This is a genomic window from Amorphus orientalis, assembly GCF_030814015.1.
Classification (GTDB): Bacteria; Pseudomonadota; Alphaproteobacteria; order Rhizobiales; family Amorphaceae; genus Amorphus; species Amorphus orientalis.
Genome location: NZ_JAUSUL010000001.1, coordinates 79,907 through 104,221, shown reverse-complemented (window position 1 = coordinate 104,221; position 24,315 = coordinate 79,907). Strand labels below are relative to the sequence as shown.

Sequence of the window (24,315 nt, the reverse complement as noted above, 5' to 3'; positions counted from 1 at the left end):
GGCGCGCCGCGCCATCTCCCGCTGCCGAAACCCGGCCGGGTTGGCGCATGTGGCAGGCGGGGCGGGCCCGCCTGCCTTGACCGGTTGAAGCGTTGCGTCGGGCCGCGCAGGCGTCTAGCGGGCGCAGTTCCAGTTCTCCGCCTTCATCGGGCTGCCTTCGCCGGAATAGGTCACCTTCTCCGGGTAGGGGCAGAGCAGCTGCGTGGCGCCGTCAGGCTTGCCCCGGGTGGTCGCGATCAGACGATCGGGTGCGACACCGCCCTCGACCCAGTCGACCATGGCCGCCATCGCGTCGATTTCTTCCGGACCTACGCCGCCGCGGCAATGGAACATGCCCGGCACCATGAAGAGCCGGTAGGTGTCAGCGGTGGCGTTACCCATTTTGGACATGACGTCCTCGTAATACCCGATCCCCATCATCGGATTGAGCGCCGTGTCGGCCCAGCCGAAGTAGGTGAGCATGTGTCCACCAGCCTCGTGGAAGGCGCTCAGATCGGGGTTGGTCGTATCGAGAAGTTTGCGGATCGTCGTGATCTGGGAAGGGTCTTTGTCGAAGTCGAAAGAGCGCCAATCACGGTCAGGGTCGTCCGGCAGGAAGGCCATGTTTTCCATGAACGACCGGCCGTACTGGGCCTGGCGGCTCGGCCCATCACTGACCAGCCAGCCGTTCCAGCCGGAATTGCCTTTCGCGTCGGCACGCTCTGCGCTCACCGGCTGGCCCGGAAAGTAGGTCCTGCCGTTGCTCATCGTGCCGCCGTACACACGGCTGACGGCGTCGACCTGCGCCTGCGTCAGGCAGGAATCCGACGCCTCGCCGGTGCAGACGGGCAGGTCCGTCGCCGGATCGAATGCGCATTGGCGCGGATCCCGGATCAGGCCGTCCTGGGCGCCGTCGACCGCGTCGCATTTCTCGTAGACGACGTCGGACATCGTTTTCAGTTGCCCGGCGGTCAGCGTCTCGGCGCTCTCCAGCGCCAGGGTGTTCCAGACGAACTCGATCATGATGTCGGTGAAGTTCAGCACCGGAGCGCCGGCGACGATGCCGTCGAAGACCGTCGGGAAGCGCTGGGCAAAGACCAGGCCCTGCCGGCCGCCCGTGGAACAGCCATCCCAGTAGGAATAGCTGTCGGGCTGCCCGTAGTAGTCGGCGACCAGATCCTGGGCAGTGATTGCCGTGAGATAAATGGACCGGTAGCTGTAATCGACTTCAGCCGCCATGTCCTTGAAGGCGAACGTTGCCAGCGGGAACACGTTGGAATCGTGCCCGGTGTCGGTGTAGGCGGTGGCGAACCCCTGGGCGAGGGCGGCATCGCGGGTCGCGCCGCGGCTGCCTTGCCCGGGCTGGGTTCCCGCAAAGCCGCCGTTGCCGTGCATGTAGAAGCGGCCGTTCCAGTCGGTCGGCAGGTTCACCTCGAACCGGATTTCAGGCCGGATGAAGCCGTCGAGCCGGCAATGCTCCGGTGTCTCACCCGATGCCGGAACGAGTTCGGCGCCGAAGATCGTGTAATCGTAGGTGGTCAGGAATGCCAAGTCGTCGCAGGCCTTCGCCGGTCGCGCCGCGACCTCCGAGAGATCGACCGTCGCCGGCCCCTGCGAGAAGCTGTGCATGTTCTGGGCCGAGGCGATCGTCGGCACCAGCAGCGACCCGGCCGCTAGGCAAAATAACGCATATCTCGATTTCATCTCAGGCATTTCCTCAACTTTTTTTGTTCTGATGGCCTGAGGTTGAAACCGATTGTCGGCTTCGTCAATCGCATCATGCAATATAATGCCGAAATCTGAGATGGCCGGGTCCGGGCTGGCATCGGGGATCGTGTCGTCGGAAGGATGTCGGCGCGCCGTGCCGTGTGCGGGCGGGCGGACCGGACCCGACGCGACGCCGGCATTGGCAGGCACCTTTTCGGGCCGCAGGCGGCCGGTCAGCGCGACGACGGTTACTTTCGGCGATGAAATGCGCTCGCGCGAAGGGGCCTACGGCGCCGGCTCGGTGTCCGCGACGAGCCGGATGAACTCCTTCTCCGCGCTGGTGACGAAGCGCTCGCGGTGCTGAACCATCGAGAAAGTGCGGCGCGGGAAGGCGTACGCGATCTCGACGACCCGGCCCGCCGCGACGCTCGGTCCGACGACCAGCTTGGAGAGAACGGCGGCCCCGTGTCCGGCGGCGACGGCATTGAGCACCGCCTCGTTGGAGGGAAGGACCAGGGCCGCAGTCGCTTTGTCGACCCCGTGCTCGCGGAGCACCGTTTCGAGAATGGCGCGGGTGCCGGAGCCGCGCTCGCGCATCACCCAGTCGTCCGTGCGGAAGTCGAGGGTTGTCGCGTCCGCTCCCGCCCAGCGATGGCCGGGAGAGACGATCAGGCTCATCTCGTCTTCCGCGATCACGCTGGTGACGAGCGCGGGGTCGTCCACCTCGCCTTCCACCAGACCGATGTTCGCCTCGCCGGCCTTCACCCATCCGGCGACGGTCTCCGTGTTGCCCAGGGAGAGGGTGACGGAAAGGCCGGGGAAGGCCGTACGGAAGCGCGTCACGAGGGGCGGCAGCCAGTAGTTTCCGACGGTCTGGCTCGCGGCCAGCGACAGCGAGCCGATCTTGAGGCCGGCGAGATCGGACAGCACAAGTTCCGCCGCTTCCGCCCGCGCCAGGACGGCGCGCGCCTCGGCAAGGAAGAGACGTCCGGCCGACGACAGGACGATGCGCCGGCCGATCCGGTCGAACAGCTGGATCGCATAGCGCGATTCCAGCGCGGCGATGGCCGCGCTGGTGGCGGATTGGGTCAGGTTGAGATCCCGGGCTGCCTGGGTCACGTGCTCCCGTTCGGCGACCGCAACGAAGATCCGCAGTTGTTCGAGCGTCATCAGCCGAATTGCATCTTCAGTTCGAGGAGCCCCAGACTGAAGGCAGCGATAAACAAAGTCGACAGCAGTGCAAGTCCGAGCGGTCGGAAGCCCTTGCAGCGGATCGCCGAAACGTCGGCGGTGAGGCCGAGGGCGGCAAGACCGACAGTCAGAAGGGCCGTCGTCGCGGTCGCCATCGCCAGGCGGAACTCAACGGGAAGTTCGAACAGGCTGTTGATCGCCACGGCCGCGACGAATCCGACGATGAAGCCGGGGACCGCGGGCTGGCGCCCCAGGCCTGGATGATCGGCGTGGAGAAAGAAGCCGAGGGACAGGACCACCGGTGCCAGAAGCGCCACCCGGACCAGCTTGGCCGTGGTGCCGATCTCGCCCGCCTGGTCGCCGAGCTGGAAACTCGCCCCGACCACCTGGGCCACTTCATGGATGGAGGCGCCGGCCCACAGGCCGAAGGTGGCGGGATCGAGGTTCAGGAGCGGCGCAAGCAGCGGCAGCCCGATCATCGCAAGCGTCCCGAACAGGGTGATTGCGGCGACCGCGTAGGCCACGTCGCCCTCCTTCGCGCGCACCACGGTGTTCGCCGCAACGATGGCGGACGCCCCGCAGATCGAGGTGCCGGCGGCGATCAGGAGGCCCAGATGGTGATCGACCCGGAGGACACGCGCGGCAAGGACGGTAAAGACGAACGTCGCAGCGAGGGTGAGCGCCACGATCCCGACGCCGTCGAAGCCGATCGCAAGGATGTCGCCCAGCGTGAGCTGAAATCCGAGCAGGACGATCGCAAGGCGCAGAACCGGCCTCTGGGCGAAGGCGACGCCGGGGCGGGCGTGGACATCGAGGCCGACGATGTTGGTGTAGAGCGCGCCGAGCCCGACGGCGATGATCATCGGGCTGATCAGGCCGAGCGCCGGAAGACGGTGCAGATAGAACGCGCAGCAGGCCACCAGGCCGGCGATGAAGAGACCCGGGAAAATCGCGCGCAGACCCGGTCCGGACCAGGGAAGGCCCCTCAGGCGACGCTGGTCATGATGGGTCGAGGCGGATGACACCAAAGATCTCGGATCAATTTGCGATCCGGGGACTATTCCGTTTCGGTCCAGTGACTTCCAACGCATTAATTTTGTCACATTGATCGCCGGGCCAGATCATAGCGGCGGCGATGGAGGTACCGGCGGGATCCGGAACCGCGTGCCGGCCGGACAAGGCCGCGACCGGTCGGGGCGCGGCAAGCGGTGGGTCAGCGCATGTCGGAGGCGTAGTGGAGGTCGTCCGTCAGACAGAGGCTGCGCCGCCACTCCACCGCCGCGCCCATGACCGAATAGGCCGTCCGCTCGATCGCCAGCAGCGGCGTTCCGGTTTCGATGCCGAGCTGCCGCGCGGTTTCCCCGTCGGCGGCCACGGCCTTCAGCCGTTCCGACGTTCGCGCAATGCTGACGCCGAACTTCTCGGCGAAGATCCCGTAGAGATTGTTCGGCAGATCGAGGCGGTTCTCCATGCCGGCGAATGTCTCGGCCGGCAGGCTGATGTGCTCGGCGATCACCGGCCGGCCACCGAGGCTGCGGGTGCGCCGGATCCGGACCACGGTGGCCCCGGGTGGCAGGCCAAGGGCTGCGGCCTCTTCCGGCCGCGCCTCGCCGATCCCGGTGTCCTCCACCTCGCTCTCGGGAAAGACATGGCTGCCGTCGTCGCCGGTGATGCGGAAGAAATGAAACAGCACGCGCTCGTCGTCCTGACGGGCCACGAAGGTGCCGCGGCCCTGGCGCCGGACGATCAGGTTCTCGGCCGCCATGGCATCGAGCGCCTTGCGCACCGTTCCCTGGCTGACGGAGAGCGAGGCGGCGAGCTCCTGCTCGCTTGGCAGCATCGCTCCTGGGGCCCAGAAGCCTTCGGCCAGCCGGCGCGTCAGGAGATCGCGCACCTGCTTGTAGAGCGGCCGGAAGCCCGGAGAGCCCTCCGGATCGGCAACCAGCTGCGCCGTTTTCCCGCCTGCCTTGACCGCATTCATCGCTCGCAACTCACCGGCATTGACAACTGCTTTCCTATCTTATGTCTTATATAAGACCTGCCCAGAACCCTACACAATATTAGCGGGAGTTGAAACGAGATGAGCGCTCCGCACCTTCTGGTGCACGACAAGGCCGACAACGTTGGGGTCGTCGTCGTGGAGAACCTCAAGGCCGGCACGGACATGCTGTGCGTCGTCACCGAGGACAATTCGGACTTCCACCTCACGTCGAAGCACGACGTGCCGATCGGGCATAAGATTGCGCTCAGGGCGATCAAGGCGGGCGACACGGCGACCAAGTACGGTCAGGATATCGGCAAGTTCGTTCAGGATGTGGACGAGGGCGGGCACGTCCACGTTCACAACCTCAAGACCAAGCGCTGGTAGGGGGCGAGGCAGATGGCAAACGCATACGGCGATCAGACTTTCCTCGGCTACCGGCGCGAGAACGGGCGCGTCGGCGTCCGCAACCACGTCGTGATCCTGCCGGTCGACGACATTTCGAACGCCGCCTGCGAGGCGGTGGCGAACAACATCAAGGGCACGCTCGCGCTTCCCCACGCCTACGGACGGCTGCAGTTCGGCGAGGACCTCGACCTGCATTTCCGCACCATGATCGGCACCGGCGCCAACCCCAACGTGGCAGCCTGCGTGGTCATCGGCATCGAGCCCGGCTGGACCCAGGTCATCGCCGACGGCATTGCCAAGACCGGCAAGCCGGTGGCCGCGTTCTCGATCGAGCAGAACGGCGACCTGAAGACGATCATGGACGCTTCGCGCGCCGCCAAGGACTTCGTGCACTGGGCCACGGAGCGCCAGCGCGAGGAGTGCCCGATCTCCGACCTCTGGGTCTCCACCAAGTGCGGCGAGTCCGACACGACGACCGGTCTGGGCTCCTGCCCGACCGTCGGCAACATGTACGACAAGCTCATCCCGAACGGCATCTATGGCTGTTTCGGGGAGACCTCGGAGCTCACCGGCGCGGAGCATCTGTGCGAGGCGCGGGCGGCCAATCCGGAAGCGGCGAAGAAGTTCAAGGCCACTTGGCAGGCCTACATGGACGAGGTGATCGAGCCCTTCAAGACGAGCGATCTCTCCGAGTCCCAGCCGACCAAGGGCAACATCGAGGGCGGCCTCACCACCATCGAGGAGAAGGCCCTCGGCAATCTGGAGAAGATCGGCCGGGAGTGCTCCTATATCGACGTGCTCGAGCCGGCCGAGGCGCCAGCCAAGGGGCCGGGCCTCTACTTCATGGACACGTCGTCGGCGGCGGCCGAGTGCGTGACGCTGATGGCGGCGGCCGGCTACGTGGTGCACACCTTCCCGACAGGCCAGGGCAACGTCATCGGCAACCCGATCGTGCCGGTGGTCAAGATCACCGCCAATCCGCGCACGATCCGAACCATGTCCGAGCACGTCGATGTCGACGTCTCCGGCATCCTGCGCCGCGACATGACGATTTCGGATGCGGGGGACGCCCTGATCGATACGGTGGTTCGCACGGCCAACGGACGCGCCACGGCGGCGGAGGCGCTCGGCCACCGCGAGTTCGTGATGACCAAGCTGTACAGGAGCGCCTGACCAGAAACCGACGCCCGGGCCGGCCGCGGTCCGGGCGCTTTGTCGTCTGACGCCAGATTTCTTGCCAGCGTTCCGTCAGAGAGAGCGGCAACCGGATTTTCCCCGAACGGGGCAACAAGGGCATGCCCGGCGGCAACCCCGCCGGGCGCGCGAGAAAAACCATTCGATAGTCTTTGGGAGGAGACACGATGAAGACACGTCATCGTCTGATCGCGGCCGGCATCGCGCTGGCCTTTACCGCCGGCGCCGCAGGCTCGGTGCAGGCACAGGACTTTCCGAACAAGTCCGTGGACTACGTGATTCCGTTCGGACCCGGCGGCGAATCCGACATCTCGGCCCGCCTGCAGCAGCCTCACTTCAAGGAAATGTACGGGGAGGACCTGGTCATTTCCTACAAGCCGGGCGGCGGCGGCGCCGTTGGCTGGTCGCAGCTCAATTCGTCCGACGGCGACGGCTACACGATCATGGGCATCAACCTGCCGCACATCGTGATTCAGCCGGCCACCAAGGACGTCGGCTACACCACCGACGACGTGACCGGGATCTACTGGTTCCACTACACGCCCGACGCGATCGTCGTGCCGGCCGACAGCGACTTCCAGTCCCTGCAGGACCTGATCGACTACGCCAAGGAGAACCCGGGCAAGGTCACCATGTCCGGCTCGGGCAAGGGGACGGCCAACCACCTCGCCTCGATCCGCTTCGACGAGATGGCCGACATCAACACCACCTACGTGCCGTTCAAGGGCACGGGGGCTGCGGTGACCGCGCTGCTCGGCAATCAGGTCATGGCCGAGTGGGGTTACACGACCGTCGGTGCCCAGCAGGGCGACAAGGTCCGCATGCTCGCCGTCGCGATGGAGGAGCGTCATCCGTCGTTCCCGGACGTGCCGACCTTCAAGGAGCTCGGCTTCGATCTGGTCGGCGGGGCCTATCGCGGCGTCGCGGTTCCGAAGGATACCCCGGAGGAGCTGCGCCAGAAGTGGTCGGACATCATCGGTTCGATCAATTCCGACGAGAAGTTCAAGCAGCAGATGCTCGACGGCGGCTTTGCGCTGATCGACGTGCCCTACGACGAGGTCCCCGCCTTCATGGAGAAGCGCAAGGCGGAGTATCTGAAGGCCGCGAAGTCGGCCGGTATCGTCGACTGATCGGCGCTTTGCCGGATGCGTGATCCGGTCTCCCGGCGGCGGCAGTCAGCCGTCGGGAGATCGGACCCCAACCCGCCGGATCCCGCGGCCAAGGCCGGTCGCGGCAATCCCAATCACCCTTGATCGACAGTTTCCGTCGGGACTGCACGGGCTCGCCCCGTTCCGTCCGGCTGGCAGAGGGATGAGGCCCTGATGCTCGGAGAGCACCTGGCGCAGGCATTGACGCCCCTGAACGTGCTGTTGGCACTGGGCGGCGTCGCTGCGGGAACGATCATCGGGTCGATCCCCGGACTGACGGCCACCATGGCCGTGGCGGTCCTCGTACCGCTGACCTTCACGATGGATCCCGCATCCGCGCTCATCCTGCTCGGGGCGATCTATACCGGCGCGATCTATGGCGGGGCCTATTCGGCGATCCTGCTCAACACGCCCGGCACGCCGTCGGCGATCGGCACGACGTTCGACGGCTATCCGATGGCCAAGTGCGGCGACGGCAACCTCGCCGTGACGGTCGCCTGCCTCGGCAGCGTCGTCGGCGGTCTGGTGGGGGCGTTCTTCCTGCTGACCCTGTCGCCGCCGCTCTCCGAAGTGGCGCTGGCCTTCGGGCCGGTGGAATATTTCTGGCTCGCTATCTTCGGCCTTTCGCTGATCGCGGCCCTCTCGGAGGGCGCGTTGGCCAAGGGGCTGATGGGGGCCTCGCTCGGCCTGCTCCTGTCCTGCGTCGGCGTCGCCGAGATCAGCGCCGACGTCCGGCTGACCTTCGGCAGCCAGACCATGATCGGCGGCATCGAGGTCGTCTCCGCCCTGATCGGCCTCTACTGCATTCCCGTCCTGATCGATCTGGTCGCCACCCCCGACCGCCATCTCAAGGTGGAATCGGAGCAGCGCGGTTTCCGCCTGTCGGAGGCGATCCCGATCATGTGGCGCGAGAAGATCAACGTGGTGCGTTCCTCGGTGATCGGCACAGTGGTGGGGATCCTGCCGGGTGCCGGCGGCTCCGTGGCCGGTCTCGTCGCCTATGCCGAGGCGCGCCGCGCCGCCCGCCAGGGTCAGAAATACGGCACCGGCGAACCCGGCGGCGTGATCGCCACGGAATCCGCCAACAACGCCACCGTCGGCGGCGGCCTGATCCCGACGCTGGTGCTGGGCATCCCCGGTACGCCGCCGGACGCCATCATCCTCGGCGCGCTGCTGGTGCAGGGGGTGCGGACAGGACCGCAGCTGTTCGAGTCCCAGGGGTCGATCGTCTACACCTTCATCTACGGCCTGTTCCTGGCGACGCTTCTGATGCTGCCGGTCGGCCTTCTGGTCGGCCGCTATGCCTACAAGACGGTCGTGACCCTCCCGAAGGCGCTGCTGGTGCCGTCGGTGGCGTTCATGACGATCATCGGCTCCTACGCCATCCGCAACTCCGTCTCCGACGTGATCATCATGATCTCGCTCGGTGCGGTCGGGTGGGTGCTGGCCCGGTTCGGCATTGCCGCCTCGCCGATCGTGCTCGGGATCATTCTCGGGCCGATCGCCGAGCAGGGCTTCGTCCAGGCGTGGACGATCGGGTCCGCCACCGGCGACCTCGCCGGCATGTTCTTCGGACGGCCGATCTCGCTCGCCATCATCCTGTTCACGCTGTTCACGCTCTTCCTGCCGCTGTTGCAGGCCCGTATCCGTGCGCGGAGGATGCCCAATGCAGAGTGATGCCCCAACCACCGAAGGCCGCGACGTCGGCGGGCTCGTTGCCGCGATCGTCCTCGTCCTGATCGGCGCCATCGCGCTCTACGACACGACCGGCTATGCCGACATGGACTCCGTCGTGTTCCCGAGAACCGTCGCGATCGCGCTGATCCTGTCCTCGCTCGGCTACATCGTCTACGCGATCCTCCGCCGGCCGCCGGCCGAGGCGCACAACACGGGTTCGACGTTGCGGCGCGTCTCCCTGGTCGCCGTCATGCTCGTCTCTGTCGCCGCGATGCCGTGGATCGGTTTCGTGGCGTCCGGCATCGTCGCCTTCCTCTGCCTGATCCTCGTTGCCATGCACGACCCGTGGACCTGGCAGAAGGCGATCGTCTACCCGCTCGTCGGCATCGCCATCGTCGTCGGGTTCTTCGCACTGTTCCGCTACGGTCTTCTGGTGCCCCTGCCCAAAGGCCGCCTGTTCTGACATCCGAAGCGGGACGGGCCGGCCTTCCGGTTGCCGCCCGCCCGTTTCGCCCTTGGCTCCGACCACGGCGGGGATGCCGGCCTTCGCCGCCGCTCCACCATGGTCCAACCCGGCACGGGACTTTCTCATGCGCATTGTGGACATCCGCGAGCGATCGGCCTCCATCGAGTCCGACATCGCCAACGCCTACATCAGCTTCTCGAAGATGACCGTCAGCGTGGTCGCGGTCGTGACCGACCGGATCGTCGACGGAAAACCGGTCGTCGGCTTCGGCTTTTCCTCAAACGGCCGCTACGCCCAGGGCGGCATCCTGCGCGAACGGCTGATCCCGCGGATCATGGAGGCCGATCCCGACAGCCTGCTGGATGCCGACGGTCTCCTCGATCCGATCGCCGTGTCGAAGGCGGCGCTCTCCAACGAAAAGCCCGGCGGCCACGGCGACCGGGCAGTCGCCATGGGCGCGCTCGACATGGCGGTCTGGGACGCCACGGCGAAGGCCGCCGGCCTGCCGCTGTGGAATCTGCTCGCCGAGCGCTATTCCGGCGGCCGCGCCGACGAGACCGTGATGGTCTATCCCGGCGGCGGCTACTACTACCCCGGCAAGGGCCTCGACGCGCTGCAGGACGAAATGCGCGGCTATCAGGATGACGGCTATTCGGTCGTCAAGATGAAGATCGGTGGCGCGCCCCTGAAGGACGACGTGGAGCGCATCGAGGCGGTGCTGAAAGTGGTGGGCGGCGGCCACAACCTGGCGGTCGACGCCAACGGCCGCTTCGATCTGGAGACGGCGCTGGCCTATTCCAGGGCGATCACGCCCTTCGATCTGTTCTGGTACGAGGAGATCGGCGACCCGCTGGACTACGCCCTCAACGCGACCGTTTCCGAACTCTATCCCGGGCCCATCGCCACCGGCGAGAACCTGTTCTCCCACCAGGACCTGCGCAATCTGCTGCGCTATGGCGGGATGCGGCCCGACCGCGACTGGATCCAGCTCGATCCGGCGCTCTCCTACGGCCTGACGGAATATCTGACCGTGCTGCAGGTGGTCGACCAGATGGGCTGGTCCCGGCGCCGCTTCATTCCCCACGGCGGCCATCAGCTCGCGCTCAACATGGCGGCGGGGCTCGGCCTCGGCGGATCGGAGTCCTATCCCGGCGTCTTCCATCCATTCGGCGGCTTCGCCGACGACTGCGTCATCCGCGACGGGCGCGCCACCCTGCACGACACGCCCGGCCTGGGCGTCGAGCTCAAACAGGTCCTGCACGCCCACCTCCGCAGCATTCTGGAGCTCGACTGATCCATGGCCGACGTCGTCATCACCGAATTCATGGATGAAGCCGCGGTGGACCTGATCCGGGCCCGCCACTCGGTCCACCACGATCCGGCGCTCGCTGACCGACAGGACGATATTCCGGGCCTGATCGCGGATGCGCGCGCGCTCATCGTGCGCAACCGGACCCAGGTGACCGACGCGCTGCTCGCCGCCGGGCCGAAACTGGAGGCGGTCGGCCGGCTCGGCGTCGGCCTCGACAACATCGACATGGCGGCCTGCAAGGCGCGGAACGTGACGGTGTTTCCGGCAACGGGCGCCAACGCGATCGCGGTGGCCGAATATGTGATCGCCACGGCGCTTGTGCTGGTGCGCGGCGCCTATCGCTCATCCGAGCGGCTGGTCGGCGGGGAGTTTCCCCGGGCGGAGTTCACGGGCGGGGAGCTCTACGGCCGCCGTCTCGGCCTCGTGGGCTTCGGCGGCATCGCGCGCGAGGTGGCGTTCCGCGCCCGGGCCCTTGGCATGACGATCTCCGCCTATGATCCGTTCGTGGCGGCCGACGATCCCGTCTGGGAGGGCGTCGAGCGGGTCGACGACATCGACCGGCTGGCGGCGGACTCCGATGTCATTTCCCTGCACGTTCCGCTGACCGACGCGACCCGCAACCTGTTCGGAGCGAAGACGATCGCGGCCATGAAGGACCGCGCCATCCTCATCAACACGGCCCGCGGCGGCATCATCGATGAGCCGGCGCTGGTTGCCGCCCTCAAGGCAGGCACGCTGGGCGGCGCTGCGATCGACGTGTTCGCGTCGGAACCGCTGAACGCGGAGACGGGCGCGACCTTCGCCGACTGTCCGAACCTGATCCTTACCCCGCACATCGGCGGCCTGACCGACGAGGCCAACGAGCGCGTCAGCCACCTCACGGCCGAAAACGTCCTGAAAGCCCTGGAGGCGGGCCGATGAGCGGCAAGACCGTCTCCCTCGACGACGCGATCGCCTATGTCGCCCGCGTGCTCGAGGCCAACCGCACCAGCGGACCGAACGCCCGCCGCGTTGCCGAGGCGCTGGTGCTGGCGGAGGCCGACGGGCTGAAGGGTCACGGGCTGTCGCGGCTGGACTCCTACGCGGCGCAGGCGGCGTCCGGGAAGGTCGACGGGTTCGCCGTGCCGTCGGTGGACCGGCGCGCCAGCGCGGCGCTTGCCGTCGACGGAGCCAACGGCTTCGCCTATCCGGCGATCGATCTCGCCATCGACGGGCTGGCGGGTCTGGCTCCGGTGACGGGGGTCGCGGCTGCGGGTATACGGCGGTCGCACCATTGCGGCGCGGCCGGCCACCATGTGGAACGCCTGGCCCAAAAGGGGCTGGTCGCGCTCCTGTTCGCCAACACGCCCGAGGCGATCGCGCCCTGGGGCGGTTCGAAGGCCGTCTTCGGGACCAATCCGATCGCCTTCGCCACGCCGGTGGCCGGCGAACTGCCGATGGTTGTCGACCTGTCGCTGTCGAAGGTGGCGCGCGGCAACATCATGAAGGCGAAGCAGGAGGGCCAGCCGATCCCGGAAGGGTGGGCGCTCGGTCCCGACGGCGCGCCGACCACGGACGCGGAGACCGCCCTGAAGGGCACCATGGTCGCCATGGGCGATGCCAAGGGCGCGGCGCTGGCACTGGTCGTGGAGATCCTGTCGGCCGGACTGACCGGCGCCAATTTCGCCACCGAGGCGACCAGCTTCTTCGATGCGGAAGGGGCGCCGCCCGGAACCGGCCAGCTCATCCTCGCCTTCGATCCGAGGGCCTTCGGCGGCGACGGGTTCGCGGCCCGCATGGCCGCGCTGGCGGAGTTGATCGAGGCTCAGGACGGAACGCGGCTTCCGGGCCGCCGGCGCATCGCGAACCGGGAAAAAGCGAGGCAGGAAGGCCTTGTCCTGCCGGCGGCGATGCTGGAAAAATTCGGGCCGGTCTAGATGCCAGTTCCGGCCGGGTGTGCTGTCTCTGGACGACCACCGCGCGCTACGCCGGCACGGGGGCCAATCAACAGATCCCGCGCCGACGGCAGGTCGGACAAAGGTGCGATCCAGGGCCTGTCAGGGGCGTCCGAACAGGGTGATCTGGATCGCCTCCAGATGGACGCGCATGGCGGCGGCCGCGCCGTCAGCGTCGCGTCGGGTCAGCGCGGCGAGGATCTCCGCGTGGTGGTCGCAATAGTCGAGCCGGCGGTTCTCCGAGAAGGTCTTTTTCTTCAGCTCGATCCAGGTGTTGCGATTGCGGATCGTGCGCAGGATGTCGTGCAGGCTCATCAGAAGTTCGTTGCGGGCGGCGGCGAAGATGCGCTGGTGGAACTCCGCGTCCCAGTGCTCGAAGCGCTCGGTCTCCCGGGCGCGCGAAGCCTCCTCGTGCGCCTCGGCGATGGCGTCCAGATCCGCCCGGCTCGCCATGGTCGCGGCGACGGCCGCCGTCGAGGGCTCCACGATGAAGCGGACCGCCATAAGGTCCGCCGGGGAAACCCCGGTGGTCCGCTGGACGATCCGGGCGATGTCCTCGTGATCCCGGGCGATGAAGCTGCCGCGGCCGACGTGACGGCGGATGGTGCCGTCGGCGACGATGGCCTCGACGGCCCGCCGCACCGTGTTGCGCGCCACGCCGTACTCCGCGGCCAGGTCGCGTTCGGGCGGAAGCCGGCTATCGCTTGCCCATTCACCCGCGGCGATGCGTGCGCGCAGGGACGTCTCGACATCGGAGGAAATCAGCTTCGGCACGGCTTGGTCCAATCTGATCCAATCATGAGCCAATTAGCGGGAAACAGCCCCGTCCGCAAGAACGACACCGTCTATTTGCCAGAATCCGGTTGCGGATACGCGGGAAGTGTGCGGATATTGGCTCAACAAAAACGAGATTGGTTCAAATAGGGGGAGGGGCGATGAAGGTCGCAACGGTGTCCATCGCCGGTGAGCGGCGGGTCGGCGAGGTGAGTGCGGACGGCCAGTCGATCGCCCCGTTCGATCTCCCCGTGGCCGAAGCCGACGACGGCGTTCTGGCCTTGATCCGGCGGGCCGGCGAAACCGTTCCAACCCACTCTCCGATATCGTTGTCTGAGGTGCAACTGGAGGCGCCGATCCCGCTGCCGAAGCGGAATGTCTTCTGCGTCGGCAAGAATTATCACGATCATGCCCACGAGTTCGCGCGCTCCGGGTTCGACTCCTCCGCCGCCTCCGGCGCGGTCCCCGCGCATCCGATCATCTTCTCCAAGGTACCGCAGTCGGTGGTCGCCAACGGCGCGGACGTAATCGTCGATCCGTCGGTGACCCAGGCCGTCGACTACGAGGCGGAGCTCGCGGTCATCATCGGCAAGGGCGGCCGCGGTATTCGTGCCGAGGACGCGTTCGACCACGTCTGGGGCTACACCATCGTCAACGACGTGACCGCCCGCGATCTCCAGGGCCGCTACAGCCAGTGGCTGATCGGCAAGTCCCAGGACACGTTCTGTCCGATGGGGCCGTTCGCGGTCACCCGCGACGAGATCGACATCGCCGACACGGAGATCTCCTGCACCGTCAACGGCGAGCTGCGCCAGCAGTCGAACACCCGGCTTCTGATCTTCGACATCCCGACCATCATCGAGACGATTTCCGCCGGCGTGACCCTGGAGCCGGGCGACGTCATCGCGACCGGTACGCCGGCCGGCGTCGGGATCGGCTTCGATCCGCCCAAATATCTCAAGTCCGGCGACGTGGTGCGCGTGGAGATCGCCGGCATCGGCGTCCTGGAGAACACGATCGTGGACCGCCGGCCATGACCACGGTCCGCGTCTCGGGGCTCGCGATCGAAACGGAGGGGGATGGCCCGCCGGTCGTTCTGGTGCACGGCCTCGGGGGGACATCCAACAGCTTCCAGCCCCTTCTCGGTGCGATGTCGGGCTTTCGCCTGGTCCGGCCGGACCTGCCGGGCGCGGGCCGCTCGGCCCTTCAGGCCGGAAAGCCGTCCGTGGAGGCGATCGTGGACGCGCTCACCGCGGCGATGGGGCATCTCGGGATATCCCGCGCCCACTTCGTGGGGCATTCGTTCGGCACGCTGGTGGTCCAGCATCTCGCGGCCCGGACCCCGGAGCTGGCGGCGAGCCTGACCCTGTTCGGCCCGATCCTGGAGCCGCTCGATGCGGCGCGCGACCGGCTTCGGGCCCGGGCGGATCTGGCCCGGCGCGACGGCATGGACGTCGTCGCCGACCAGCTGATCGAAGGCTCGCTGTCGGGTGCGACCCGGGCCGACAACCCGCTCGCCGCCGCCTATCTGCGCGAGACCCATATGCGCCAGGACGCGGAAGGCTTCGCCCGCTCCTGCGAGGCGCTGGCGGGCGCCGAAAAGGCCGATCATCGGCAGATTTCCTGCCCGGCGCTGATCGTCACCGGCGACGAGGACGGGGTGGGCCCGCCCTCCGTGGCGCGCGAGCTGGGAGACTGCCTGGCACAGGCCAAAGTGGTGGTGCTCGACCGCTGCGGACACTGGACCCCCCTCGAAAGACCGCGAGAATGCGGTAGGCTCCTGTCGGAGTTCGTGAGGGGACTGCCGATCTAACGCCGGCAAGAAGACCGGCGGCCACGGTGCGACATCGGCGCAAAAAGCCGAGCGCCCGTCGGTCGAAACGAGGAAACGCTTGCAGTGTGCCGCCGAAGAATGCGGCTGCTGCCTCTATGGGAGGAGACCGTCTATGGCGGACGATGCGTTCGGCTGGAACGGCAATGGCAGCGGTGCCGTCCTGTTCACCAATGTGCGGGTGCTCGACGGTACGGGGGAGTATCCCTACACCGGCGAAGTCCTGGTCCAGGGCAACCGGATCAAGCAAATCACCCGCGGCTCGTCCCGCTTCGGCTCGCCCTCGGTGAGCGGCGGCGTGACCCAGATCGACGGCATGGGCGCGACGCTGATGCCCGGCCTCATCGACGCCCATCTGCATCTGTCCTGGAACAACGCGCCGGGCATCGATCCCATCCAGATGATGGAGCTGGAAGAGCACATGCTCGTCACCATGGAGATGGCGAAGCTGGTGCTGGACGCGGGCTTCACGGCCGGGCGGGGGGCGGCGGCGGCCAAGCCGCGCCTCGACGTGGTCGCCAAGCGCTTCATCAACGAGGGCCGCTTCCCCGGCCCGCGCTATCTGGCCGCCGGGCCGGAAATCACCACCGTGGGCGGGCTCGGCGACGCCGCGCCGTCCCACATTCCCCACGAGGGCCTCAATCTCGGCATGGTGGTGTCGGGGCCGGAGGAGGTGCGCCGCACCGTGCGGCTCCTGATCAAGTACGGCGTGGATTCCATCAAGCTCAACCTGTCCGGCGAGGAGATCACGGGCATGGGCGCGGAAGAGACGCCGATGTCGGAAGAGGAGGTGGCGATGGCCGCCTCCGAGGCGCGCTGCCGCAACCGCGTGCTGTCGGCCCACGCCCGCTCGTCCGGCTCGGTCAAGCAGTGCATCCGCCACGGGATCCAGAACATCTACCACGCCTCGTTCGCCGACGAGGAGGCGCTCGACATGCTCGAGGCCGCCAAGGACAAGCACTTCGTGGCCCCCGGCATCGCCTGGCTGATTCACACGGCCCGCCACGCCGGCGACTACGGGATCAAGCCCGGCTCGCCGGTGACCCAGCTCTACGAGCGCGAGCTGGAGATGTGCGTGGAGACCATGAAGAAGATGCACCGGCGCGGCATCCGGGTCTGCATCGGCGGCGACTACGGCTTCGCCTGGACGCCCCAGGGCACCAACGCCAAGGACCTGGAATATTTCGTCAACCTGCTCGGCTTCTCGCCGATGGAGGCGATCCTGGCCGGCACCAAGTACGGCGGCGAGATCATGAACATGGGCGATGAGCTCGGCATGGTGAAGGAGGGCTACCTCGCCGACCTGCTGCTGGTCGACGGCGACCCGGTCGCCGACGTGCGCATTCTGCAGGACAAGAGCCGTCTGCTGGCAATCATGAAGGACGGCAAGTTCCACAAGGCGCCGAAGATGAACGAGCAGCGGCGGCGGCTGAGCGCATGAGCATGCGCGACTCCGCCTCCACGGCGATCGCAGCGGCAAGCCTCGGCCGCAGGCCGCTCTGGGTGGGCCTGGCGCTCGTCGGCGCCGCCATCCTGGTCTGGCTGGTGGTCGGGCTGTGGCCGGACTGGCTGAACGCCATCCTCCTGTCGAAGAAGGCGTTCGTGAGCGCCATCCTCAACGGGCTGACGCTCGCCGGGCTCTATTTCCTGGTCGCCAGCGGCTTCACGCTGGTGTTCGGGCTGATGCGCAACGTCAACCTGGCCCACGGCTCGCTCTATCTGCTCGGCGCCTATATCGGCTACGAGGTCGCCACCCGGACCGGCTACTGGCTGATCGGGGTCGCGGCCGGCTTTCTGGTGCTCGCCGTGGTCGGCATCCTGATGCAGGTGATCGTGTTCCGCCGGCTGGAGGGCGATGACCTGCGCCAGACGCTGGTGACCATCGGCATCTCGATCGTCGCCGCCGACCTGATGCTCGCGGTCTGGGGCGGCACCACCTACCAGATCACGCCGCCGCTCTGGCTGGAGGGCGCGGTGCAGACGCCGATCCTGCTGGCCGTCCGCTCCAACGGCAGCCCGGTCTATCTGCCCTATCCGTTCTTCCGCCTGGTCGTGCTGTTCCTCGCCATCGCGATCGGCGTCGGACTGTGGCTGATGCTGAACAAGACGCGGGTCGGCATGATGATCCGCGCTGGCGTTGACGACCGGGCGATGCTGTCGGCCTCGGGCGTGAACGTCCACGCGGTCTTCGCCATCGTCTTCGCGGTCGGCGCCGGGCTGGCGGGTCTCGCCGGCGTCATTGGCGGATCCGCCCTGTCGGTCGCGCCCGGAGAGGACGTGCGCTATCTGCTTGCATCCCTCGTCGTGGTCATCGTCGGCGGCATGGGCTCCATCATGGGTGCGGCGATCGGGGCGCTCCTGATCGGCCTCGCCGAGCAGATCGGGCTGATCTACTTTCCCACCTACGGCGTCGTGCTGACCTTCGTCATCATGGTGGTGACGCTGGCGATCCGGCCCCAGGGCATCATGGGGAAAGCGCGATGACGCTGGTGGCCACCGACCGGACCCGCACGCCCGGCCTTCTGGAGCGCATCGGCGCGCCGCATCTGGCGCTGGGCGCGCTGCTCCTGCTCTATCCCGCGATCGCCTCCGACTTCTTCCTCACCCAGATCGGCGGCTTCTCGCTGCTCATGGGCCTGCTCGGCCTCTCGCTGATGCTTCTGGCGGGCTACGGCGGCATGGTCAGCCTCGCCCAGATCACGATTGCCGGCGTCGCCGCCTATTCCGTCGCGATCTTCGGCGAAAACAACACCGGCGTGCTCGGACTGGGCTGGCCGTGGTGGCTCACGGTGCCGCTGGCGGTCGGTCTCGCCGGCATCGTCTCCGCCCTGATCGGCGCGATTTCGGTGCGCACCGAGGGCATCTACACGATCATGATCACCCTCGCGATCGCGACCGGGTTCTACTACTTCACCAATCAGAACTACGCGATTTTCAACGGCCATTCCGGGTTCGCGGGCATCAAGGCCCCGGTCTTCTGGGGCATCAACTGGCGCGATCCGCTGCCGTTCTACTATCTGTGCCTCGCCGTCGCCGTGGTCTGCTACGCCGCCGTCCTCTACGGCGCGCGCTCCACCTTCGGACTGACGCTGCAGGCCGTGCGCGACAACCAGCGCCGGATGCGGGCGATCGGCTACGACGTGACCGCCCACAAGGTGTTCGCATGGTTCCTGGCCGGTATCATCGCCGGGCTCGCGGGTGTGCTCCTGGTCTGGTTCAACGGCCGCGTGTCGCCGGGAACCGTCAGCGTCCAGGCCGCCATCAGCGTGCTGGTGATCGCCGTGGTCGGTGGGCTCCGCCATCCGATCGGCCCGTTCCTCGGGGCCCTGATCTACGTGATGCTCGAGGTGTTCGCCATCGATCTGGTCGGCGCGGAACGCTTCAACACGCTGATCGGGCTCGTTTTCCTGCTCATCGTCTTCGTATCGCCCGACGGGATCCTCGGCCTATTGCGCCAGATCGGTCCCGGACTGGCGGACAAGCCGCTCCGCCCCGACGACTAGAGGGCGGAGACCGGAACCATAAAGAAAACGCAAGGGAGGATACCATGCAGCTACACAGAAGGACGGTTCTCGCGCTGGCGCTGGCCACGGGGCTCGCCGCTCCGTCGGTCGCCATCGCCCAGGACAGCGACACCATCAAGATCGGCGTTCTCGCCACGCTGGAAGGGGCCTTCACGGTCCTCGGCGAGGACGGACTGCGCGGCGCCATGACGGCGGTGGACGAAAACAACGGCGAAGTCGCCGGCAAGAAGATCGAAATCGTCCGCGGCTCGTCCGACGCGTCCCCCGACAGCGCCGTCCAGGCGGCCCGCAAGCTGGTCGAGCAGGAGGGCGTGAAGGTCCTTGTCGGACCGCTTTCTGGTGACGAAGGCATCGCCATCAAGGAGTACGCCAAGACCCAGCCGGACGTGACGTTCCTGAACGGCACGTCGGCCGCCCAGGACACGACGCTGCGCGAGCCGGCGGAGAACTTCTTCCGCTTCTCCACCGACGGCGCCCAGTGGATGGCCGGTCTCGGCGAGTATGCCTTCAATGAGAAGGGCTATCGCAACGTCGCCACCGTGGCGGAAGACTATTCCTTCCCCTACACCCAGGTGTTCGGCTTCATGGCCGAGTTCTGCAAGGAAGGCGGCAAGGTGCCGTCCAAGTCCTGGGTTCCGATCGGCAACAAGGACTACTCCTCGGTGATCGCCACGATCCCGGCCGATGTCGACGCGATCTACGTCGCGCTGGGCGGAGCCGACGCGGTCAACTTCCTCAGCCAGTACCAGCAGGCCGGCGGCACCGCGCCGCTCATCGGCGGTTCGATCACGGTCGACCAGACGGTGCTGACCAGCAAGGGCCGGATCCACGACATCCTGATCGGCACGCCCTCCGCCGGTCCGATCGCCGACAGCCTGGATACGCCGGCATGGAACGCCTTCGTCGAGGACTACAAGAAGCAGGACGGCGCGTTCCCGTCTCCGTCGCTCTTCGCCCACGGCTACTACGTCAACATGAAGGCGTTGCTGGCGGCCCTTGAAGAGGTCAACGGGGACGTGTCCGACGGCGGCGAGAAGCTGCGGGCCGCGCTTTCCGACCTGACCGTCGACACGCCGACCGGCGAAGTGTCCGTCGACGACAACCGCAACGCCATCGCCAACATCTACATCACCGAAGTGGCCGAGCGGGAAGACGGAACCCTCTACAACAAGCTCGTCGAAACGGTAGAGCAGGTGAACCAGACGCTCGGGATCCCGCAGGACGAGTTCATGGCCCTCGGCCAGGTCAGCCGGGACAATCCCAGCTGCGAATAGGCTGAGCGAACGGAAGCGACGAGGGCAATGACCGTGGCGGAACCTGGTCTCGCGACCCGCCTCCAGAGCACGGGCGCGCATGCGCTCGACCTCGACGGCGTCGGCCGTCACTTCGGCGCCCTCGTCGCGCTTTCCGGCATCACCATGCGGATCGGTGCCGGGGAGCGCCGGGCCGTGCTCGGCTCGAACGGGGCCGGCAAGACGACCCTGTTCAACACCATCACCGGCGATTTCCTGCCGAGCGAGGGGCGCATCCGTTTCTTCGGCGAGGACATCACCGATCTTCCGACCCACGAACGGATCCGCCGGGGCCTCCGGCGGACCTACCAGATCTCCCAACTGTTCGGCAGCCTGAGCGTCCTGGACTCCGTCTATCTGGCCTGCCGCGGCGTGTCCCGGCGGCGGTTCTCTCTCCTCAGGCCGCGGCGTGACGACGTGAACATGGCCCAGGCCGAACTCATCGTGCACGCCACCCATCTGGACGACGACCGGGAGCGGCAGGTGGCGACGCTGAGCCACGGTCAGCAGCGCCAGCTGGAAATCGCGCTGGCGCTGGCCGGCGCGCCCCGGTTCATTCTCTTCGACGAGCCTGCGGCCGGCCTCTCGCCGACCGAGCGCCGGGATCTGGTCGAGATCCTCAACGCGCTGCCGTCGCATATCGGCTACATCATCATCGAGCACGATCTGGACGTCGCCCTGCGGGTCTCCGACTACGTGTCGATGATGCACGGCGGCGAACTCTTCAAGGAAGGCACGCCGGACGAGATCGAGCAGGATCCCCAGGTCCAGGAAATCTATCTGGGAGGCGGCCATGGCTGATCGTGCCGCTCGCACCCCGGCTCTCAAGATCGACGATCTGCAGGTCTATTACGGCGAATCCCATGCGCTGCAGGGGGTCACGCTGACGCTCGAGGCGGGCGTTCTGGCGGTGGTTGGCCGAAACGGCATGGGCAAGACCACGCTGTGCAACACCATCGTCGGGCTCAAGGCCGCCCAGGGCGGATCGATCCGCATGTCCGGCCGCGAGATTTCCCGTCTCGAGCCGCACATGATCCAGCGGCTCGGCGTCGGCTACGTGCCCCAGGGCCGGCGGGTCTGGCCGAGCCTCTCGGTCGACGAGCATCTGCGCCTGGTCGCGCCGCGCAATCCGGACGCGAGCTGGACCGTGGACCGGGTCTACCAGACCTTCCCCCGGCTCGCCGAACGGCGGACCAGCGGCGGCTCGCAGCTCTCCGGCGGCGAACAGCAGATGCTCGCCATCTCCCGCGCCCTGCTCGGCAATCCGAAGCTCCTGATCATGGACGAGCCGACCGAAGGCCTCGCGCCGGTCATCGTCGAGCAGGTCGAGAGGATGCTGGTGGAGCTGGGCGAGGAGGGCGAGATGGCCGTCCTCGTGATCGAGCAGAACATCGGCGTGGCCACCGGTGTCTCCGACCATGTGGCGATCATGGTCAACGGGCAGATCAACCGGATCCTTGAGGCGTCCGCGCTGGCGGCGGACCGCGATCTCCAGCAGCGGCTGCTGGGGGTTGGACGGCATGCCGAGGAAGCCGCTCCCGAGCCCGAGCCGCACCCGTCCGGCGAAAGCGTCCAGGACACGCTTGCGGAGGTCTACCGGGTCGAGCGCGGCGGCACCAGCGGTCTGGTCCAGGGCGACGGCAACATGGCGCTCGCCTCGTCGCTGCCGAACCGCTGGGCGATGCCGGCGGAAAGCCTGCGCCGGCCAGCCGCGTCGGCTCGGGAGGAGGCGAAGAAGCCGGCGGACATCTTCGCGGTGCCCTTCTCCGAACGGATCGGCAAGACGGCCATCGTGGCGGGAACCTTCGATACCAAGGGGCCCGAGCTCATGTTCGTCCGCGACCGGCTCAAGGCGCTCGGCATCGCGGTCAGGACCGTCGACCTGTCCACGTCCGGCAAGCCGTCCCGGGCGGACGTCACGCCGCTCCAGGTTGCGAGCCAGCACCCGCTCGGCTCGTCGGCGGTGTTCTCCGGCGATCGCGGCGGCGCCGTCACGGCGATGGCGGAAGCGTTCGCGCGCTGGGTCGACCGGGAGCGGCACATCGGCGGCATCATCTCGGCCGGCGGGTCCGGCGGGACGTCGCTGGCCACGGCCGGAATGCGGGCGCTGCCGGTCGGCATTCCCAAGGTCATGGTGTCCACCGTGGCGGCCGGCGAGGTCAGCCAGTATGTCGGCGCGAGCGACATCCTGATGATGCACTCGGTCGCCGACGTGCAGGGGCTCAACTCCATCACCGAGCAGGTGCTGTCGAACGCGGCCCATGCGCTGGCCGGAATGATCGCGCAGATGCCGACGCGGGAGGCGTACGAGGCCAAGCGCAAGCTCGCCCGCCCGGCCCTCGGCATCACCATGTTCGGCGTCACCACGACCTGCGTGCAGGGGCTGGTGAAGCGCATGGAGGGCGAGTTCGACTGCCTCGTCTTCCACGCCACGGGAACCGGCGGCCGCGCGATGGAAGCGCTCGGCCATTCGGGCCTGCTGGCCGGGTTCCTGGACGTCACCACCACCGAGGTGGCCGACATGCTGGTCGGTGGGGTCTTCGCGGCCGACGAAGAGCGCTTCGGCGCCGCGATCCGGACGGGCCTGCCCTATGTCGGCTCGGTCGGGGCACTGGACATGGTCAATTTCGGTCCCCGGGACACCGTCCCGGAGCGGTTCCAGAGCCGGAAGTTCGTGATCCACAATCCGAACGTGACCCTGATGCGGACCACCCGGGACGAGAACCGGCAGATCGGTGAATGGATCGGCGAGCGGCTGAACCGGATGGAGGGGCCGGTCCGGTTCCTGTTGCCGGAAGGCGGCGTCTCGGCCCTCGACCGTCCGGGCCAGCCCTTCCACGACCCCGAGGCCGACGCGGCCCTGTTCGAGGCGCTGGAGCGGACCGTCCGACAGACCGGGCGGCGGCGGATCGAGCGGGTCTCCGCCAACATCAACGACGACACTTTCATCGATGCGCTCGCGGCTGCCTACCGCGCGATCGCATCGCCGGTGAGCATGAGGGCCTAGATGCGGTTTGAGCGAAGCGATCTCGTAGCGAGATTTCAGGAGATGAAGCGGGCCGGCCAGCCGATCGTCGGCGGCGGCGCCGGAACCGGGTTGTCGGCCAAGTGCGAGGAAGCCGGCGGGATCGACCTCATCGTGATCTACAATTCCGGCCGCTACCGCATGGCCGGCCGCGGCTCGCTGTCGGGCCTCCTCGCCTACGGAAACGCCAACGAGATCGTCGTGGAAATGGGCCGGGAGATCCTGCCGGTGGTCAGCCGGACGCCGGTTCTGGCCGGGGTCAACGGTACCGATCCGTTCTGCCTGTTCGACAGCTTCCTCGATCAGCTCAAGGCGATGGGGTTCGCCGGCATCCAGAACTTCCCGACCGTCGGACTGATCGACGGCACCTTCCGGGCCAATCTGGAAGAGACGGGCATGTCCTATTCGCTGGAGATCGATCTGGTCCGGCTCGCCCATGAGAAGGACATGCTGACGACGCCTTACGTGTTCTCCGCCGACGAGGCCACGGAGATGGCGAAGGCGGGCGCGGACATCATCGTCTGCCATCTCGGCCTGACCACCGGCGGATCGATCGGCGCCCACACGGCCCTGAAGCTGGAGGACTGCCCGGCGCTGGTGGACGAATGGGCGGAGGCCGCACTCGCCGTCAACCGCGATGCGATCGTGCTGGTTCACGGCGGGCCGGTCTCGTCGCCGGAGGACGCGGCCTACGTGCTCGCCAACACGGAGTACTGCCACGGCTTCTACGGCGCTTCGTCGATGGAGCGGCTTCCGACCGAGACGGCCCTGACCAAGCAAACGCGCAGGTTCAAGGCGATCGCCGAAACGGCCGGCAAACAGACAAGTTAGAGCAAAAGTGTCCGGCGCCCGGACGGGCGGAACGGACGCGG

The 24,315-nt window shown here is 67.4% G+C and carries 22 protein-coding genes; 17 read left to right on the top strand and 5 right to left on the bottom strand.

Annotated elements, in window-relative coordinates; genetic code table 11:
• Nucleotides 1-114: 114 nt before the first annotated feature.
• The 4 genes from J2S73_RS00460 to J2S73_RS00445 form a co-directional block, all read right to left on the bottom strand.
• Entirely contained in the window at nucleotides 115-1,896 is a 1,782-nt protein-coding gene (locus J2S73_RS00460) for a DUF6351 family protein (protein ID WP_306883457.1), read from the bottom strand.
• A gap of 75 nt (nucleotides 1,897-1,971) precedes the next feature.
• Nucleotides 1,972-2,856: a LysR substrate-binding domain-containing protein gene (locus J2S73_RS00455; protein WP_306883456.1), complete on the bottom strand. Its 885-nt coding sequence runs from the start codon at nucleotides 2,854-2,856 to the stop codon at nucleotides 1,972-1,974.
• A complete protein-coding gene (locus J2S73_RS00450) occupies nucleotides 2,856-3,902 on the bottom strand; it encodes a YeiH family protein (protein WP_306883455.1) in 1,047 nt (348 codons plus the stop codon). Before J2S73_RS00450 ends, J2S73_RS00455 begins: the two co-directional genes overlap by 1 nt.
• Nucleotides 3,903-4,090: 188 nt before the next feature.
• Complete coding sequence (locus tag J2S73_RS00445) at nucleotides 4,091-4,858, bottom strand: GntR family transcriptional regulator (RefSeq protein WP_306883454.1); 768 nt, start codon at nucleotides 4,856-4,858, stop codon at nucleotides 4,091-4,093.
• A 99-nt stretch (nucleotides 4,859-4,957) separates the two neighbouring features.
• Between J2S73_RS00445 and J2S73_RS00440 the strand changes: the two genes are divergently transcribed.
• From J2S73_RS00440 to J2S73_RS00405, 8 genes are all read left to right on the top strand, one after another.
• On the top strand, nucleotides 4,958-5,245 hold the full coding sequence (locus J2S73_RS00440; protein ID WP_306883453.1) for a UxaA family hydrolase: 288 nt from the start codon (nucleotides 4,958-4,960) through the stop codon (nucleotides 5,243-5,245).
• A gap of 12 nt (nucleotides 5,246-5,257) precedes the next feature.
• Entirely contained in the window at nucleotides 5,258-6,439 is a 1,182-nt protein-coding gene (locus J2S73_RS00435) for a UxaA family hydrolase (RefSeq protein WP_306883452.1), read from the top strand.
• A 188-nt stretch (nucleotides 6,440-6,627) separates the two neighbouring features.
• Nucleotides 6,628-7,590 (top strand): Bug family tripartite tricarboxylate transporter substrate binding protein, encoded by a 963-nt coding sequence (locus J2S73_RS00430; RefSeq protein ID WP_306883451.1) that lies wholly within the window; start codon nucleotides 6,628-6,630, stop codon nucleotides 7,588-7,590.
• A gap of 192 nt (nucleotides 7,591-7,782) precedes the next feature.
• A complete protein-coding gene (locus J2S73_RS00425) occupies nucleotides 7,783-9,285 on the top strand; it encodes a tripartite tricarboxylate transporter permease (protein ID WP_306883450.1) in 1,503 nt (500 codons plus the stop codon).
• Nucleotides 9,275-9,748, top strand: a complete 474-nt coding sequence (locus J2S73_RS00420; RefSeq protein WP_306883449.1) for a tripartite tricarboxylate transporter TctB family protein — start codon at nucleotides 9,275-9,277, stop codon at nucleotides 9,746-9,748. The genes J2S73_RS00425 and J2S73_RS00420 overlap by 11 nt, the downstream gene beginning before the upstream one ends.
• Nucleotides 9,749-9,875: 127 nt before the next feature.
• Nucleotides 9,876-11,045, top strand: coding sequence for a mandelate racemase/muconate lactonizing enzyme family protein (locus tag J2S73_RS00415; protein ID WP_306883448.1), 1,170 nt, complete (start codon nucleotides 9,876-9,878; stop codon nucleotides 11,043-11,045).
• A gap of 3 nt (nucleotides 11,046-11,048) precedes the next feature.
• Entirely contained in the window at nucleotides 11,049-11,984 is a 936-nt protein-coding gene (locus J2S73_RS00410) for a hydroxyacid dehydrogenase (RefSeq protein ID WP_306883447.1), read from the top strand.
• Nucleotides 11,981-12,979, top strand: a complete 999-nt coding sequence (locus tag J2S73_RS00405) for an Ldh family oxidoreductase (protein WP_306883446.1) — start codon at nucleotides 11,981-11,983, stop codon at nucleotides 12,977-12,979. The genes J2S73_RS00410 and J2S73_RS00405 overlap by 4 nt, the downstream gene beginning before the upstream one ends.
• Nucleotides 12,980-13,099: 120 nt before the next feature.
• Here J2S73_RS00405 and J2S73_RS00400 read toward each other — a convergent pair whose 3' ends face one another.
• Nucleotides 13,100-13,771 (bottom strand): FadR/GntR family transcriptional regulator, encoded by a 672-nt coding sequence (locus tag J2S73_RS00400; protein WP_306883445.1) that lies wholly within the window; start codon nucleotides 13,769-13,771, stop codon nucleotides 13,100-13,102.
• Between the two features lie 161 nt (nucleotides 13,772-13,932).
• On the opposite strand from J2S73_RS00400, the gene J2S73_RS00395 reads away from it, so the two are divergent.
• The 9 genes from J2S73_RS00395 to J2S73_RS00355 all read left to right on the top strand — a co-directional run bounded on the left by J2S73_RS00395 (nucleotide 13,933) and on the right by J2S73_RS00355 (nucleotide 24,274).
• Nucleotides 13,933-14,808: a fumarylacetoacetate hydrolase family protein gene (locus tag J2S73_RS00395; protein ID WP_306883444.1), complete on the top strand. Its 876-nt coding sequence runs from the start codon at nucleotides 13,933-13,935 to the stop codon at nucleotides 14,806-14,808.
• A complete protein-coding gene (locus J2S73_RS00390) occupies nucleotides 14,805-15,584 on the top strand; it encodes an alpha/beta fold hydrolase (RefSeq protein WP_306883443.1) in 780 nt (259 codons plus the stop codon). Before J2S73_RS00395 ends, J2S73_RS00390 begins: the two co-directional genes overlap by 4 nt.
• Before the next feature lie 133 nt (nucleotides 15,585-15,717).
• Nucleotides 15,718-17,043: a metal-dependent hydrolase family protein gene (locus tag J2S73_RS00385; protein WP_306883442.1), complete on the top strand. Its 1,326-nt coding sequence runs from the start codon at nucleotides 15,718-15,720 to the stop codon at nucleotides 17,041-17,043.
• Nucleotides 17,040-18,086, top strand: coding sequence for a branched-chain amino acid ABC transporter permease (locus tag J2S73_RS00380; RefSeq protein ID WP_306883441.1), 1,047 nt, complete (start codon nucleotides 17,040-17,042; stop codon nucleotides 18,084-18,086). The genes J2S73_RS00385 and J2S73_RS00380 overlap by 4 nt, the downstream gene beginning before the upstream one ends.
• The gene (locus tag J2S73_RS00375) at nucleotides 18,083-19,105 is read left to right on the top strand and encodes a branched-chain amino acid ABC transporter permease (RefSeq protein WP_306883440.1); all 1,023 of its coding nucleotides are present in this window, start codon (nucleotides 18,083-18,085) and stop codon (nucleotides 19,103-19,105) included. The genes J2S73_RS00380 and J2S73_RS00375 overlap by 4 nt, the downstream gene beginning before the upstream one ends.
• A 44-nt stretch (nucleotides 19,106-19,149) precedes the next feature.
• Nucleotides 19,150-20,400 carry an ABC transporter substrate-binding protein gene (locus J2S73_RS00370; protein WP_306883439.1) on the top strand — a complete coding sequence of 417 codons (1,251 nt, stop codon included), beginning with the start codon at nucleotides 19,150-19,152 and terminating at the stop codon, nucleotides 20,398-20,400.
• A 27-nt stretch (nucleotides 20,401-20,427) separates the two neighbouring features.
• A complete protein-coding gene (locus J2S73_RS00365; RefSeq protein ID WP_306883438.1) occupies nucleotides 20,428-21,219 on the top strand; it encodes an ABC transporter ATP-binding protein in 792 nt (263 codons plus the stop codon).
• Nucleotides 21,212-23,425 carry an ABC transporter permease gene (locus tag J2S73_RS00360; protein WP_306883437.1) on the top strand — a complete coding sequence of 738 codons (2,214 nt, stop codon included), beginning with the start codon at nucleotides 21,212-21,214 and terminating at the stop codon, nucleotides 23,423-23,425. Before J2S73_RS00365 ends, J2S73_RS00360 begins: the two co-directional genes overlap by 8 nt.
• Nucleotides 23,426-24,274: a phosphoenolpyruvate hydrolase family protein gene (locus tag J2S73_RS00355; protein ID WP_306883436.1), complete on the top strand. Its 849-nt coding sequence runs from the start codon at nucleotides 23,426-23,428 to the stop codon at nucleotides 24,272-24,274.
• Nucleotides 24,275-24,315 lie beyond the last annotated feature (41 nt).